Annotated in this window: 15 protein-coding genes; all 15 read right to left on the reverse strand. The window is 52.9% G+C overall.

Annotation, left to right across the window (positions count from 1 at the left end):
• Positions 1-51 precede the first annotated feature (51 nt).
• On the reverse strand, positions 52-981 hold the full coding sequence (locus CLO1100_RS17060) for a membrane protein (RefSeq protein WP_014315017.1): 930 nt from the start codon (positions 979-981) through the stop codon (positions 52-54).
• On the reverse strand, positions 978-2,414 hold the full coding sequence (locus CLO1100_RS17065; RefSeq protein WP_014315018.1) for a CpaF/VirB11 family protein: 1,437 nt from the start codon (positions 2,412-2,414) through the stop codon (positions 978-980). The genes CLO1100_RS17060 and CLO1100_RS17065 overlap by 4 nt, the downstream gene beginning before the upstream one ends.
• Positions 2,411-3,223, reverse strand: coding sequence for an AAA family ATPase (locus CLO1100_RS17070; RefSeq protein ID WP_041700327.1), 813 nt, complete (start codon positions 3,221-3,223; stop codon positions 2,411-2,413). The genes CLO1100_RS17065 and CLO1100_RS17070 overlap by 4 nt, the downstream gene beginning before the upstream one ends.
• 1 nt (position 3,224) lies before the next feature.
• On the reverse strand, positions 3,225-4,061 hold the full coding sequence (gene cpaB, locus CLO1100_RS17075) for a Flp pilus assembly protein CpaB (protein WP_014315020.1): 837 nt from the start codon (positions 4,059-4,061) through the stop codon (positions 3,225-3,227).
• A 13-nt stretch (positions 4,062-4,074) separates the two neighbouring features.
• The gene (locus CLO1100_RS17080; protein ID WP_041700328.1) at positions 4,075-4,503 is read right to left on the reverse strand and encodes an A24 family peptidase; all 429 of its coding nucleotides are present in this window, start codon (positions 4,501-4,503) and stop codon (positions 4,075-4,077) included.
• Positions 4,493-4,723 (reverse strand): DUF6133 family protein, encoded by a 231-nt coding sequence (locus CLO1100_RS17085; RefSeq protein ID WP_014315022.1) that lies wholly within the window; start codon positions 4,721-4,723, stop codon positions 4,493-4,495. The genes CLO1100_RS17080 and CLO1100_RS17085 overlap by 11 nt, the downstream gene beginning before the upstream one ends.
• A gap of 57 nt (positions 4,724-4,780) precedes the next feature.
• Positions 4,781-5,197: a SpoVG family protein gene (locus CLO1100_RS17090; protein ID WP_014315023.1), complete on the reverse strand. Its 417-nt coding sequence runs from the start codon at positions 5,195-5,197 to the stop codon at positions 4,781-4,783.
• 61 nt (positions 5,198-5,258) lie between these two features.
• The gene (locus tag CLO1100_RS17095) at positions 5,259-5,819 is read right to left on the reverse strand and encodes a YodL domain-containing protein (protein WP_014315024.1); all 561 of its coding nucleotides are present in this window, start codon (positions 5,817-5,819) and stop codon (positions 5,259-5,261) included.
• A gap of 38 nt (positions 5,820-5,857) precedes the next feature.
• Complete coding sequence (locus CLO1100_RS17100; protein ID WP_014315025.1) at positions 5,858-10,510, reverse strand: S-layer homology domain-containing protein; 4,653 nt, start codon at positions 10,508-10,510, stop codon at positions 5,858-5,860.
• Between the two features lie 85 nt (positions 10,511-10,595).
• Positions 10,596-11,183 carry a hypothetical protein gene (locus CLO1100_RS17105; RefSeq protein ID WP_014315026.1) on the reverse strand — a complete coding sequence of 196 codons (588 nt, stop codon included), beginning with the start codon at positions 11,181-11,183 and terminating at the stop codon, positions 10,596-10,598.
• On the reverse strand, positions 11,176-11,469 hold the full coding sequence (locus tag CLO1100_RS17110) for an AbrB family transcriptional regulator (protein ID WP_014315027.1): 294 nt from the start codon (positions 11,467-11,469) through the stop codon (positions 11,176-11,178). Before CLO1100_RS17110 ends, CLO1100_RS17105 begins: the two co-directional genes overlap by 8 nt.
• Positions 11,466-11,909 carry a hypothetical protein gene (locus CLO1100_RS17115; RefSeq protein WP_014315028.1) on the reverse strand — a complete coding sequence of 148 codons (444 nt, stop codon included), beginning with the start codon at positions 11,907-11,909 and terminating at the stop codon, positions 11,466-11,468. Before CLO1100_RS17115 ends, CLO1100_RS17110 begins: the two co-directional genes overlap by 4 nt.
• Positions 11,910-11,923: 14 nt before the next feature.
• Entirely contained in the window at positions 11,924-12,880 is a 957-nt protein-coding gene (locus tag CLO1100_RS17120; protein WP_014315029.1) for a DNA adenine methylase, read from the reverse strand.
• A gap of 5 nt (positions 12,881-12,885) precedes the next feature.
• Positions 12,886-13,089 carry a hypothetical protein gene (locus CLO1100_RS17125; protein WP_014315030.1) on the reverse strand — a complete coding sequence of 68 codons (204 nt, stop codon included), beginning with the start codon at positions 13,087-13,089 and terminating at the stop codon, positions 12,886-12,888.
• Between the two features lie 86 nt (positions 13,090-13,175).
• Positions 13,176-14,378, reverse strand: a complete 1,203-nt coding sequence (locus CLO1100_RS17130) for an antirestriction protein ArdA (RefSeq protein ID WP_014315031.1) — start codon at positions 14,376-14,378, stop codon at positions 13,176-13,178.
• Between the last annotated feature and the right edge of the window lie 16 nt (positions 14,379-14,394).

A 14,394-nucleotide genomic window follows, 5' to 3' on the forward strand; every position in this document is an offset into this window, starting at 1 on the left:
ACCACATCCATGCAGCGGTTATGATATCTCCGATTTTGTCGATAGCCGCGGCTATCGTTTGTACTCAATGGGTCGGGTCAGCTTAATGACGAATGCCATACTGATGAAAATGGCCGCCCCGCACACCGCAAGAATGATCTGTCCCACTGCTGTATACATCAGGGTATGATACCAGTCCCGGTTGAGCATGTACATGACAGGGATATTGCCGATGACCAGGATTGCCATGATGATGAATTCCTTGCGTGGTTCGGATACCAGAAATTCCAGTTCCGCGTTGACAATACGCATATCACTCAGCTTACTGACAATCGGCGTCAGCGTGGTTTTCAGGCTGCGGTCGTACAGGCAGGCACAAATCGCGTCGATCCACTCATGAAAGACCTCGTTTTGGATCTTCGGTTTCATGGCATGGAGCGCGGTTTCCACATCTGGATCAATCAGTTTTGTCTGCGCCAGAAATTCCGTGAACACATTCCGCACGGGCGGATTCAGGTACTGTGCGCTTTCTTCCACTGCCGTCAGGATATCCTCATTTCGCAGGTACGCCGTGGTGATGATGGAGAGCGCCGTTTCCAGTTCCGCCGCTACGCTCTTTTTGTAATGCGTCGCCGTCAGCCGGATGATCCAGAAGGGCAGAAACATAAGCCCCACCGCAAGCACCGGCACGAGGAACACATTGCCCAGAAGGATGGCGAGGCTTGCGCCCACCGCAAACAGTAAAAGTGAGGCGGCGCAGACCATGGAGAATCGCTTGCTTCGGCCGGTGATTTTTAGAATTTCCTGCACCTCTGTAACTTCACGGCGCAGGTAGCCGGTCTTTTTCCGGTGGGTCGTTTCATTGATCTCCGCCTTGATGCTCTTGTTTTTCCGGGTCAGAAAACCGAACAACCCATCGGTAAACTCCAACGGTGTGATCCCAAACAGTAAAAAGGCGCCGATAATCATACCGACACAGGCGAAAAGTAAAACAGTGGTCATACCGCGGCACCTCCCATCGAAATAATTCGTTTCAGGGTGTCCTGCGGCATGCCGTTTTCGAGAAAACGCCTCTGCAGTCCGGGTGAGATTCCCTGTACCACACCATGCTCGCCGTTGATGATGAATTTGCCGTCCTCCATACGGTTCTCGGCAATCTGATACCTAAACAGCGGGCGAAAGTTTCTTGTGCCGTCCGGCAGGATCTCGCACTCCATGATTTCCATAACCCGGCGCGCTTTGTTTTCGAGCTGCTTGCAGAACACCACAATGGGATACGCTTCCGTTACATAGGCCATGAGGGTTTCGTCGGACATGTCGACGGCGCGCTTGCAAAGAGATACCATTCTGCGGTAGGTGGCTTCACAGCTGTTGGAGTGGATGGTGGTCAGAACTGCCACGCCAGTGCGGGCAGCTTCCTGCGCCGCGTTTGCTTCCGCGCCGCGCATCTCTCCAACAACCAGTATGTCGGGGTTAAAACGCAGGGACATATCCAGCAGGGTGGTCTGGTCGATCCGCTGCCGCTCGTTTTCACTGTCGCGGGTCAGGGTATGGATGACGCTGTTGCAGACTCTGCCGTCCTTCCGGCGCACCAATGCCAGCTCACGAGAGCCGTTCTCAATCGTGAAGATTCGTTTTCCATCGGGGATAGTGGTTAAAAGCCAGCCTGCCAGCGTGGTTTTCCCAGAGCTGGTGGCTCCAGCTACACAGGTGGAAACGCCATAACGCAGGCATTCCGCCAGAAAGCCCAGCATCGGCTCGGTTGCGGTTCCTCCCAGGATAAAATCCTCCTTTTGCATCGACTGCGGATTGACAATACGGATACTTGCCGCTACTCCCACATCCTCGTCCACCACCGGCGCTTTTAATACCGCGATACGGATGTTCTTGGAGAGATGCCCCAACACGGTGGGGCTGGCGTTGTCAAGCACCATGCCGGAAACATGCAGCATACGCCGCACCACATTAACGGCATGCTCGGGCGAGTCAAAGTGTTCGTCCAGCTTTTTGGTGACGCCGCTGCTGTACTGCACCTCCACGTCATCCCACCCGTTCACATCGATTTCCTCGATGCCGCTTCCGAAGATGTACTTGGTGAGGAATGAAAACTCCGCCATTTCGGTGTAGAGAGCGTCCACCAGCTGCGGCTGTGTCATGCCGGAGACTGCAATGCGGTTATCCTGAATGTATTTGGTGATATACCGTTTGATCTGTGCCTTCATCTCTCCTGCGCCGCTGTCTGTAATCAGTCCTGCGTAATGCGAGGATATATACTCCTGCACCTCCCGCAGCACGGAGCCGAACTCGCGCGCTCCCGAAGATGAAAAAAACAGGCTCTGATTGCCTGCCATGCTCACTGTACGGGATTTTTCAGTTGTCTCTGAGGGCACCGGCACCGGCTGCTGTCCCATATCTCCGTGTTTTTTTCGACTCATACATTAAACACCTCCTTTGCAATTTTGGCGATCTCCGCACGAAAGCCGCGGCTGTCCTTGAGTGCCAGATCCTTAAACAAATCCCCGCAGAGCGCAAGGTTCTCCAGCTCGTCCGAATGCGGGATTTTGAACGCCACATTGCCCAGCACCTGCTCGATGTGCTCGCCCGCCTGGTTTGATTTTACGTTAGAGGCCACCTTGTACTGCTTCTCCGAATCCCATTTTTGATCCTTGAGGAGTGGCAGTTGGCTGGACAGGTAGCTTATGGACTTGAGATCGCAGTTTACCAGTCTCAGCACCGTATCAGCCTCCAGCAGGGAAACCGCCGACAAGATATCGTGGGCGATGGCGCTGCCACAGTCAATGATGATGTATGGGGCGATGTCCCGCAGATGGTCGATCAGCTCTGTCGCAAGTTCCTGGGTATAAGGCGGGTAAGTAAACACATTTTCGCCCTTGAGCATGCCGATGACCGTCAGATAGCTTATCTTCTTGTGGGTGATGCAGTTCTGCCTGATGAGCATATCCGTCACATGGGTGGCGGCAAGGATGCTGCCCAGGGATCGTTCGCACTCAAGATCACCGGGTGGGCAGATGCAGGGCAGCATAGGCGCAGTCATGTCGCAAAGCAGCAGTGCCACATTCTTTTTCTGATCCGCCAGATGCTTGGCAAGGCGCACACTGACCGTGGTCTTGCCGCTGCCGGGGCTGCCCCATACCGCCAGTACCTGTACATCCTGCTCTGGTTCCTCGTTTGGAGGTTCTGTTTTACCGCGGGTAAAAATACTTCCTTTTATAAAGTTCATCACATTACTCACCTCCGGCTTCCGGTGCAATGTTTTCGGGTTCTGCTGAAGCTTCCGGGGCGGCTTGCTGCTCTGTTTGCCCGGTTCTCTGCTCCGCGGGAGTCGGGTACAGCGTTTCGATTACCTTGTCCTGCAGTTCGGTAAATTGGGCGGCATTCTCTTTGCTTCCGCGAAAGATAAGGGAAAGATGGAGTTTGCCGTCCGTTTCCAGTTCCGCGAGGATTTTTGCTTGCTCCGGGGAAACCAGCAGGGTGACCGTGGCGGGAAGCTGCTTTTCGGTTTCATCCTGCGTATTCTCGGAAGGCTCTTTAGAATTGGTGTCATAACCAGTGCTGGCGGTCACGCCGATGACCTCCACATAAGTAAGTTCCGGGGGGATTACGGTGGAGCCCTGCTTCTTGTAGTCCGGGGCGATGACCGACACGATATCCCCTGAAACCAGCTTACCGGACAGTCCCTGCGCGAAGCTTTTGATGCTGACGGAAATGGCCTGCTTGTCACCGTTTAAGCTGTAGAGATAGGCATTTTCAGCGGCTGGGACATCGGATATCTTTTCTGGAAGGATGTAATCGCCGGAAAACAGATCCGCTGACGCATACTTGCCGACCACAGTTTCACTCTGCCGGATCACGTCCTCCGGCAGGTTATAGCCGCCGACCTCCACGGTCTGCACCATATCCTTTGTGATCTGAGCGCCGGACTTGACGTCCTTGACCACCCGGACAATGTTTGTTTTCTGCGATACACTTTGGTTGAACAGGGGAGTGATCGCAAAGCAGATGAGTAAAGAAAGCACGATGCAGAGTACGCCCAGCATTGTGCGGTTTTTCAGAAAACCCATAGAGTGTTCCTCCTTATATAATAATAAAATAGGCTGCAAGGCAGCCAAGCGTTAAAAAAGGCGCGAGGGGGTATGCTTTTTGCACAGCCCTCCCGCGCAGCTTTTGGATAATGGCATAAACTGCATGGCAGATCAACAGGGCCGTAAGCCCTATGATCATGGCAGCCATGCTTTTGTGAAAGCCCAGCACCAGCCCGGCCGCCGCCATGAGCTTGATATCCCCGCCGCCCATGCCGCCCCAAATCAGGGCGGCGATTAGAAACGGCGTGGCGGCAAAGACACCGAACAGTTTTTCCGGCTCAAAAGCCAGAAACCCGACCAGGGCAATGCATAGGCAGAGGGTGTCTGGAATGATCCGTTTTCGGATATCCCAGAGACAGGCTGCCGCCAGAAGGACAGTGAAAAAACCGCCCTGCAAGAGGAGCAGCACATCAGCCCCCATAGTTGAACATTTCAATAATGCGCTGTTTCAGGGTCGGCAGGATCGTTTCACCGAACAGAGCATACAGCCCGGCAAGGACAAGGGCGCCGATGACAACAGCCATCAGGATTTTGATTGCGGTGTCCACGAAGCCTTCACCGTGCTGGGAACGAAGCAGGGACTGTGCCATAAGGATCTTGCCTGTGATTTGGTTTTTTACCTTGGATACGAATTTTTTCATTGAGATTACCTCCATTTTAATTTATTGTTTGGTTGTTAAAGAGAAAAATGGTGGGGCTTAAAGTCCCGCCATCTGCATGCCGGAATGCTGCTCCGGCGCTTGATCAAAAGGGGGCGCGTCAGCCGCCTTTGGCTGGTCTTGACTCTGGCTTTGGGTGAGCGCCTGATGGTAGGCATCGATCACTGCGTTATTCAGCTGTTCCCTGAATTCCTTGGTAACCGGGAAGCAGATGTCCTTGTACTCGTTGCCCGCGCGGTAGCTGGGCATAGCAACGAATAATCCTTTGGAGCTGTCCACCACCCTCACATTGCGGATGGCGAAGCAGTCGTTCAGGTTAATGGATGCATAGGCCCGGATGTTACCCTCTGGGCGGATGGAACCGATTTTGACGTCTACCTTCATGGGCATGGGCTGCCCGGCTGCGGTCTGTGCAGATTCCTGCGGGGTCTTGGCTGCGGCTTGCGGTTTACTCATGGTGTTTCCTCCTTTATTTTTGGGGTTAAAAAAACAGCCCTCCGGCTGTTGGGGTACCTGTTCACAGGTTCATCTGCGGGCCTTGCAGCTGCTCCTGTTCGGACGCCTGAAATGAAATCTCCCGGAATCCAAAGCGGTCGACATAGTGGAAGGAGCTGCCGGATTCATCGTACAATTCCACCACATCCGACATGGAGAGGCTGTGCCCCTCATAGCCGGACGGGTGGTCAAGGTTGAATTTGGCGTACAGTTCTTCCAGATCATTGGTTTCCACTTCGCCGTCATAAATCACCAGGTAATTGTCCGGGTCGGGTTCCCCGAACTCTTTTTGCAGCTCGTCATACCCGATGAATTTCATCATGACGTCTGTGTCGGGTTTCAGCTGCCAGACACGGCAGTTTTTAAGTACCTGCGCATTGCCCTCCTGGTCGATGCTGCCTTCCGCCAGCCGTGCAAAGGTACCGTTTTTCCATTCCACGTCCAATCCTTTCTTTTCTGAAAGATAGGACTTCATCTCATCGGTCTGGAACATGGGGTCGACAATGGCCCTGCCTTTTTCGATATAGCCAGCGGTATTGCCATAGTAAAGAATACGGTTATTTTTGATCTGAATACTGTTCACGAAGCTTCCTCCTTTCCCGGTAAAACTGCCGTTACCCGTTACTGAAAATAGAATGCGACGGAGTACGTGATGTTGCTTTTGTTGTACATGCAATCATGGTTTGTGTAGTAATAAAACTCCAATTGGCTGTAGAGTCCGGGCGACAGGCTGCGGCTGAAGGTGATGCCGTTGGTCGTTGTGCCGTAATCCAGCTGATCCCATTGGCCCGTCAATATGTTATAGCCGCGGACACGACCAAAGTCCTGTCCTGAGTGCCCGGAAACAGGCGGAACCGTAAAGGTGTAATTGGTTATGGTCGCACCCGCAATGCCCTGTTCCAGGATTACTGACTCTGGCCCGGTGAGCGTCATGCCGCCGCCTCGATTGGGGTCGGCAACGAAGAACACAATAGCTGTCCATGGAGATTCAGCGCCGGTAGAGTCCACTGCCTTCACGCGAACCACATTTTTGCCCAATGGATAGGCAGTGCTGGTTTGTGCCGGACGGCCTTCCCAAATATAAGTGATGGCATCTCCATCGGGGTCGGTGCTTGCGGCTGTGATGGTAATAGCTACGCCTGGTGCAATGCTGTTGCCGTCAGGAGTACGGGTGATGACAGGGGTCGATGGAGCGGAATTGGAAACGGTAAAGGTGATATCCGTCCAGTCGGAGTACAGCCCCCAGGCGTCTTTTGCCCTGACCTTCACTGTATGGGCACCCACAGCATAGTAGCTGTCGGAGGTGTTGCCGGAGTATTCCAAGGTCACAGTGTCACCGTCCGGATCGGTGGCATAGGCTGAGAAGTTCACCAACAGTTTGCCAGCCTTCGCGGTTCGGGTTACCGATGCGCTTCCGGTTGGTTTATTCGGTGCGTTGTTGGTGATGGTGATGTTCTGCGAATAGGTGAAAGTTCTTCCGGTGCTGTCGGTAGTGCTGGCAGTTAGGACATAGCTTCCGGTACTTTGGATAGCAATGGTCCCACCGCTGCCCGTGAGGCTTCCAGTGTAGCCAGCCGCACTTCCGCCCTTGGTCAGCGACCAATTAAGAGTCCTGCCCTCCAGTCCGGAGGTTCCCGGCAGAGAAACGTAAAAGCCGGAGCCGATATGTGCGGAGGAAGGAACGGTAAACGGGAAGCTGGCAATGGGCTTGACCAGTCCTGCATTAGAGGTGAAAGTGAATCTGCGCCCATTGGTATCAGTGACCACTGCCTGCAGCTTCACGGAAACGGTTTTATCCGTATGGAACCACAGAGTGCCACCGCTGATTCCGAGGGAGCCGGTTGCATATTCCGTGTAGGGCTTTGCCTCGCCACCATCCACTGAAAGGAGCCAGTCAGCGGCTGCTCCGCTCAGCTCAGTACCGGAGGCAGTGACCGCCATGGACTCACCGCTGTAGGTCAGCGATGGTACGCCAATGCTCATGGTTGGAATGGGGTACACCGTGAAGCTCTGACTTCTGGCAAAGGTTCGGCCGGTCGGGTCTGTCAGAGTGAGGATCAGTTCATACTGTCCTTTCGAGGGGAAGGTCAGACTGCCCCCTGCTTTGGTCAGGGTCCCGGAGGCATAAGCAGTATAAGGCTTCGCGCTACCGTTTCCCTGAATGACCGACCAGTCCGCGGTAAGGCTCTCCAAGTCCGTGCCGCTGACACCGACCGTTGCGGCTTCTCCGGCATACCATGTCTGCTGGACGCTGAGTGAAACAGACGGGATGGGATAAACCATGAAGCTCTGGCTTCTGGTAAAGGTTCGGCCCGTAGGGTCCGTCATAGTGAGGATAAGCTCGTACTGTCCCTTCGACGGGAAGGTCAGGCTGCCGCCCTCTTTGGTCAGGGTACCGGAGGCATAGGCAGAATAAGGCTTTGCGCTACTGCTTCCCTGAATGACCGTCCAGTCCGCAGTGAGGTTCTCCAGATCCGTGCCACTGACACTAACGGTTCCGACTTCTCCGGCGTGCCAGGTCTGCTGGACGTTGAGTGAAATTGAAGGAATGGGATAGACCGTAATACTCCGGCTCCTGATAAAGGTTCGGCCGGTGGGGTCTGTCATGGTGAGAATTAGCTCGTATTGTCCCTTCGCTGGGAAAGTCAGGCTGCCGCCTGTTTTCGTCAGAGTGCCGGAAGTGTAGATGTCATACGGTTGTGCGCCGCCGTCACCCTGGATGATTGTCCAGTCCGCGGTGAGATTCTCCAAGTCCGTGCCGCTGACACTGACGGTTCCGGCTTCTCCGGCATGCCAGGTCTGCTGGACGCTGAGTGAAATTGACGGGATCGGATAGACCGTAGTGGATGCACTATAGGAGAACACTCTGCCCAACGCATCCGTCATGGAGGCCGTTAGGATATAGCTCCCGACATCTTTAAACTGTATTTTACCGCCGTAGGCATTCAGGCTTCCTTCCAAAGCATCGGAAGTTTCCACAGACTCTCCGTCTTTGGTAAGCGACCATTCCACCGGCAGCACGTTGTTTTTACCGCGGGTCCGAAGGTCAACGGTACGGTCGGTATGGGTCGATTCGGGAAGCTCGAAAGAAATGTTCAGCACCGGCAGGACTTCGATCTTGCCGCCGTTTTCGAACAGGAATACTCTCCCTATTTCATCGGTGATTCTCGCAATCAACTCATAGGCACCAGCATGCTTGAATCGGATAGAACCGCCGCTGTTATCCAGAGTTCCATCGACATAAGTCGCAAAATCCTGGAATCCAAAGCCGTTCTCTAACAGCCATTCCACTTTTAAACCGTCTAATTCCAAGGTTTCTGGAATCACGGAGACGAGGGTGTCGGTATGGGCGGTTTCCGGTAGCTTGTAGGTGATGCCGGGAACGGGATATACCTTGATCGGCGTAGTATAGCTGTAGTTTCTTCCCGCGGGGTCAGTAAAGGCGGCTTTCAGCACATATTCGCCCTTTTCTTTGAAACGGACGGTGCTGTCCGTGTCGGTGAGTTTCCCCTCCATGTAATCGGCAACGGGAACGGATTCTCCATTTCTGGTCAGCGACCATTGGATTTCCGCTGTTCCAAGATTCTGGAATGATGCCTCTACCTGAACACTCGTATCGGTATGGGTGATCTCAGGCAGATAAAATCCAACGGAGCCTACCAGATAGACGGTGATAGTCCCGGAGGTTTCAAAGGTTCTGCCGGTTTCATCGGTGAGCGTTCCCGTGAGCATATACACGCCCTTATCCCTGAAACGGATCTTGCCGCCGTCATTGGTCAAAGCACCTTCCAGCTCATCGGCAAGTTCTTTTGCAGCTTCACCGTTTTTGGTCAGGCTCCAGTCAACCGTCAGTCCGTCTGCTTCCGTCAGATTTGTTGAAACATCCAGTGTTGTATCTGTATGGGAAGCGGCTGGAAGTTCAAAGGCAATTCCGGCTACCGGATAGACTTTGGTGCTTTCCGTATGAGTAAAGACACGGCCGGTTTCGTCGGTGATAGATGCTGTCAGCATATATTCGCCCTTGCTCCTGAACACAAAGGTGCCACCTTCATTCCCAAGTTTACCTTCCAGGATGTCGGCTGGCTGCACGGCTTCTCCATCCTTCTCAGTAATCCACACGATGTCGTGCCCATAGAGCTTTTCCAGCTGAAAGGCAAGTATGGTCGATTTGTCCGTGTGCGTCGTTTCCGGCAGATCAAAGCTCAGATCAATTATCGGATAGACCGTGATCTGTTTGGACAGTACGGTTTCTTTTCCTCTGGAGTTCTTTGCTGTGGCGGTCAGGGTATACTGTCCGTCCTCCTTGAACCCAATGGTACCGCCCTCCAATCCGAGGGTACCGCTGATAGCATCTTCCAGTGCCACAGGCTGCTGGGAGCCGTCCACGGCGGCTTTGGTTAACGACCAGGTGAAGTTGCTCATGTATTTCCACACAGGCATTACTTGAATTTCCGTGTCGGTATGGGCGGTCGCAGGAAGTTCAAATCGCACCTGTGCGTCCGGGTAATAATGTGAGCCTCCTCCCGAACTACCCCCGGAACCATTGCCCGGATTATCCGGCGTAGGTGTCGGAGTATGCAGAGCCGGATTTGTCGGAGCAGGTGTCGGCTGAGCTGGATTTACCGGCGTGGGTGTTGGCTGAGCCGGATTTACGGGAGTTGTCGTCGGCTGGTCCGAAGTACCGGGGGCTGGTGAAGGAGATACCTGAGTTGGCGTGGACTTTTGCGGCTTGACCTTATCGATCAGATCGTCAGCTTCACCCTTTGTCACAGGATCATTCGGATGGATCTTATTATCATCTGTGTCCCCGATGATACCGTCCTCACGGCCAATGATGAGATATCCTTTGTCCCCATCTTTGATCGCGTCCTGATCCTCATAGCCGCTGTGTCCCTGGGTGTTTTTCGCTTCCTCATCCTTTCCGCTGATCCGCACGAGCATCTTGATGATCTCGGCGCGGGTGATGGGGTCATCCGGAAAGAAGCCGTCCGGATAGTCGAGGGGGTCAATAATGCCGGCATCGATTAGGGCTTCAATGCTTGCCTCCGACCAGTGACCGTTAATGTCAGGAAAGCTGGGCGGGTCTTTCTCTGCGTTTGCAGTATTCAGCGGGATATCCCGCACCATAATGGCGGCGAACTCGCCGCGGGTGATGATCTCATCCTTCTGGATGAAATTTTCCGGATGCAGGCGGTATGCCGTATAGATCCCGCCGCAGACCAGAAGTAGGAGAACAAGGGCGAGAATGCCAATGCGTTTTCCTTTTTGTTTCATGGGTTTTCAGTCCTTTCTTTTTTGATTTTGACTATGACAAAGCCGGAATCAGCAATCTGATCCCGGCCTTAAGTCCTGATTGGTTTCATAGCTTCAGTTCCATGCCTCCGCTTTGCTCCTGCTCCCTGCGGTACGATTCCATGGCCTCCTGTGTCGGGTAGATAAGCTTTCCGTCCACCATCTCAAAAATGCAGAAGTCCTCCCGGTCGCAGACCATGATCTTGTGCTGGTAGTCCTTCTGCATGTCAATGTAGTCCTTGACCTCCTGCGCACTGCACAGCCAGACACCGGTGGTGTAGCGTCCGTCCGGCAGATAACAATAGCCGCTGTATTGCGGCTCATGGTTTTTCAAATCCAGCGCTCCCACGGGACGAATCTGTGACAGCTGGAGTCTGGCCTGATCGGACAGGATCTCCGGCTTTGCAATACCGAACACGTCACTCCGGTTCCAGCGGATTTTTTCTCCTTCCGCCAGGGAAACGGTAAAGATTGAGCGGCTGATGGGATTAGGATTGCTGCCGTTTCCTCCGGTGCAAAAGTACAGCTGGTGTTTTGCCTCCCGGCAGTCCTCCGGCAGTGCGGAAGGATGCAGGACAATGACCTTTCCGCTGATGGGCATGTCATATCCGGTCTGTAAGCAGTCCTCCTGAGAAAATAATGTTTTTTCACTCATGACGCTGCCCCTTTCTCTGCTCGATGAGTTCCAGCAGCCGTGCAGCGATGGCGATCTGTGTGCCCTCCGGCATCTCACGGATAGCGGCATGGACAAAGGCTTCCACCGCCTCCGGCGATTGATCACCCACCTCGATGAGATCCACTTTTTTGATGCTGATAGTTCCCTGGCTGATGCCCAGCCTGACAATATCACCATAGTCCATGCCAGAGGAGGATCGGAGTTCTTTGGGGATCAGGACACGCCCCTTGCCGTCTACGATTTTGTAAATAGGCTTTGCTTTCATACGAAGTAACCCTCCTTTTTCATAACCTCCCGAACGGTGTCGGAGTGGATGCCCAGGTTGTCAAACAGCCCGTGCAGTTCATCCGGCAGACGATCCAGCGGGTCGGCGGGTCGGATCTTGATTTCTCTGTCCCCGCAGATGATGTCCAGATCGCTATCCAAAGGGATATTCGCATCTTCCAGCAGGGAATAAGGCAGGGTCAGATCATCTTCCTCTTCCGGTTCTTCCTCCTCATCCATCTCCTGTGCGTTGTGAATGGTGATATCCAAGGGTTCTGTCATAATAAGAATCATTGGGTACGGATAGTTTTCTTCCTCCGAAACCGTGAGGGTGACGTACACCTCGTCACCGGGCTTTAACCCGGCTGCGCTTACGGTTTCCTCCGAAAAAATAAGGTAGCCTTTGTTGTCTACAGCAGATTTCATTTCAATCATTTTCATAGGGATTTCCTCCTTTAAGTTAGCCCCTCAGTGGGGTCATCGTTGTTTGCCGAAAACAGGTCGGCGTCAAAGAGATTCATTTGGGACGGCATGTCCCGCAGACGCTCGCCGGTATCGTAATTTGAAATCAGGACTTCGGCGTATTCACAGCCGTTGTCGTAACGCTGCGCCAAGTTATTGAGGCGGCTGACTGACTCGATGCAAAAGCCCTGATACAGCTCCCGGATAAATTCGCAGTCGTTGTAGCTGACCAGCCATTTTCCCTGACAAGCTGCAAGGGTATCCCGCAGCCTTGTATGATCTTCCTTTTTAAATTCCACGGCGTAGTGTCCTTCCGTCTGGTAATAGGGAGGGTCGCAGTAGATGAAGGCGTTCTCCCGGCTGTATTGCTTGATCAAATCCTCAAAATCCTTGTTTTCAATGATGGTATCCTTGAGCCTCCGGCTGCCCTGCCAGAGCAGGTGGAAGGTTCTGCGGATATCGAAGGGCTGGCAGCCGTAGCTGGTGCAGCCGCTTCCGTAGCTTAAGCGGATGAGCCGGTAAAAGGCGGCGGCGCGCTTCACATCATTCATCTGCGCGTATTCCAAGAGGATGGGCTCGATTTCCTCAAACTGCGGCTCTGTGAGATACTGCTCGGCAATCTCCAGTTCCTCCCGCAGATACTCGTTTGTGAACTCCTCCTTCGTCAGATACTTTTTCAGGACATTGAATTCATCGCGGCCGTTGAGAGGAAAGAAGTTCAGCTCCTTTAAGAGAGCCAGGGGACGGTCACGGACACAGCGGAACAGGTTTGCCAGGTCGGAATTAAAATCGTTGTAGACCTCCATGGCAGTATCGGGTGGCTTACCAAACAGCACCCAGCCTCCGCCGCCGAAGACTTCAATGTACCGTCCGAACTCCTTTGGCATCCGCTGATAGATCATCTCCCGCAGTGCTTTCTTGCCGCCCACCCAGCTGATGATGCTGTTCATTTTGATCACCTGCCTTTGCTTCGGAGGTTAATTTTCTCCATATCGGTTTTCATACAGGAGCCGTCTGCGCTCCAGCAGATAAATCCAACGCCGGGATAGGGACAGCCCTCGCAGCGGGAGGGATCTTTTGGCGGCGGCACGACGTACTTTTTTGGCGGGCCGGTCACTCCCGCGCCTGTCTTTTGTTCTGGGGTTATATCATAGTTCATGATTCAGCTCCTTTCTCGGAAAACAAAAAAGGCGCTGCCTTTTTTTATAAGACAGCGCCTTTTCGTTCTATTATCTTTGTTGTGGGTTACAGCATCTGCTGACCAAGTGCGGGACTTGAATATTCCAGAGTCATCTCCCGGTTGCCCAGCCGGATTATGCCATAGGGCGTAGCGCAAATATTTGCTTCCTTCATCAGATCAGAATCGCATCGGGAGAAATGAATGTGCTTGAGCATTGGATCATCTTCCGGGATGTGATATCGTTTCAGGAATTCCTGCCTGGCGTAATCTTCAGGGGAGGACAGCTCCGGATAAAAATCAAAGCAATCCATGTTCTGTGTAATATCAAGGGCCAGGTCGATATCGGTACAGTCCATCAGCTCAAGAGCTGCTTTGAACTTCGCTTCCTGACCTTGGCAGCGGAGTTCATAAATCTTTTCTGCCAGCAGCTTTATTTTTTCGATGTCCTCATAGTCACCAAACACACCATTTAATTTGGGGACAGAGCTTTTATTGGTATACACCACGCATCCATCAAAATTTTTAATGCCCTGTTCCTTTAATACTTCCGATATCTCATCCGGTGTAGCGGGCAGTTTAAGTATTGTACATTCGTCAATATCCGACGGATAAAATGTACCATCACATACCAGGAGTTCAAAGACATAGTTCTCCAGGAAAGATTGCTCCGGCAAGTGGATACCATCATAAACTGTTTCCCAACTCCCAGAGCCATTTACTACATAAAAATCGTTGTGAAAGATACCACCTTCCGCTTCCTGACGCGCACGACCGATTTTTTCATAGTCCAGCAAGTCCAGAAGCTCCTGCTGATATTCTGGAGGTACATGATTGACCGCATCTATAAAATCATTGTCGACATAGAATTTGCCGAGTTCCCGATCATTTTTAGCAGGTACTGCATGAGCATCACCAAGATTGTATGTTTGGTTGATCAGGTCATGCATTGCCAGATTGCCCTCGCCCACTAACGCACAGCCGGTGAAGGCGATGCGGTCATGCTCGCTCAACTCACTTATACGGTATGCAAGGAAGTTCAGCTCAGCAAGAGGAGGATTTTCTGGAATAAAACTCAGTTCCTCTCCCTGCATATTGAAGCACTCCACAACCTGATATGGCTGATCATCTGTGACTCTTGCACGATGTAGTGCGTCCTGTATTTCGTCCCGGCTTGCGGGGAGTTTCAGATATGCGCCGGAGTATGCGGGCGCGTCGTACAGGTCCGACCGCATCAGTGTCACAGTCATCACCTTTTCCTTTTCTGACATTGATTATCTCCTTTCT

This window comes from Clostridium sp. BNL1100 (genome assembly GCF_000244875.1).
Classification (GTDB): domain Bacteria; phylum Bacillota; class Clostridia; order Acetivibrionales; family DSM-1351; genus Ruminiclostridium.

Excerpts from the sequence above, each read along its gene's own strand:
- cpaB (WP_014315020.1), bottom strand. The coding sequence starts at position 4,061 with ATGGGTTTTCTGAAAAACCGCACAATGCTGGGCGTACTCTGCATCGTG.
- CLO1100_RS17065 (WP_014315018.1), bottom strand. The coding sequence starts at position 2,414 with ATGAGTCGAAAAAAACACGGAGATATGGGACAGCAGCCGGTGCCGGTG.
- CLO1100_RS17060 (WP_014315017.1), bottom strand. The coding sequence starts at position 981 with ATGACCACTGTTTTACTTTTCGCCTGTGTCGGTATGATTATCGGCGCC.
- CLO1100_RS17125 (WP_014315030.1), bottom strand. The coding sequence starts at position 13,089 with ATGAACTATGATATAACCCCAGAACAAAAGACAGGCGCGGGAGTGACC.
- CLO1100_RS17110 (WP_014315027.1), bottom strand. The coding sequence starts at position 11,469 with ATGAAAGCAAAGCCTATTTACAAAATCGTAGACGGCAAGGGGCGTGTC.
- CLO1100_RS17090 (WP_014315023.1), bottom strand. The coding sequence starts at position 5,197 with ATGAGTAAACCGCAAGCCGCAGCCAAGACCCCGCAGGAATCTGCACAG.
- CLO1100_RS17115 (WP_014315028.1), bottom strand. The coding sequence starts at position 11,909 with ATGAAAATGATTGAAATGAAATCTGCTGTAGACAACAAAGGCTACCTT.
- CLO1100_RS17130 (WP_014315031.1), bottom strand. The coding sequence starts at position 14,378 with ATGTCAGAAAAGGAAAAGGTGATGACTGTGACACTGATGCGGTCGGAC.
- CLO1100_RS17120 (WP_014315029.1), bottom strand. The coding sequence starts at position 12,880 with ATGAACAGCATCATCAGCTGGGTGGGCGGCAAGAAAGCACTGCGGGAG.
- CLO1100_RS17100 (WP_014315025.1), bottom strand. The coding sequence starts at position 10,510 with ATGAAACAAAAAGGAAAACGCATTGGCATTCTCGCCCTTGTTCTCCTA.
- CLO1100_RS17105 (WP_014315026.1), bottom strand. The coding sequence starts at position 11,183 with ATGAGTGAAAAAACATTATTTTCTCAGGAGGACTGCTTACAGACCGGA.
- CLO1100_RS17080 (WP_041700328.1), bottom strand. The coding sequence starts at position 4,503 with ATGGGGGCTGATGTGCTGCTCCTCTTGCAGGGCGGTTTTTTCACTGTC.
- CLO1100_RS17085 (WP_014315022.1), bottom strand. The coding sequence starts at position 4,723 with ATGAAAAAATTCGTATCCAAGGTAAAAAACCAAATCACAGGCAAGATC.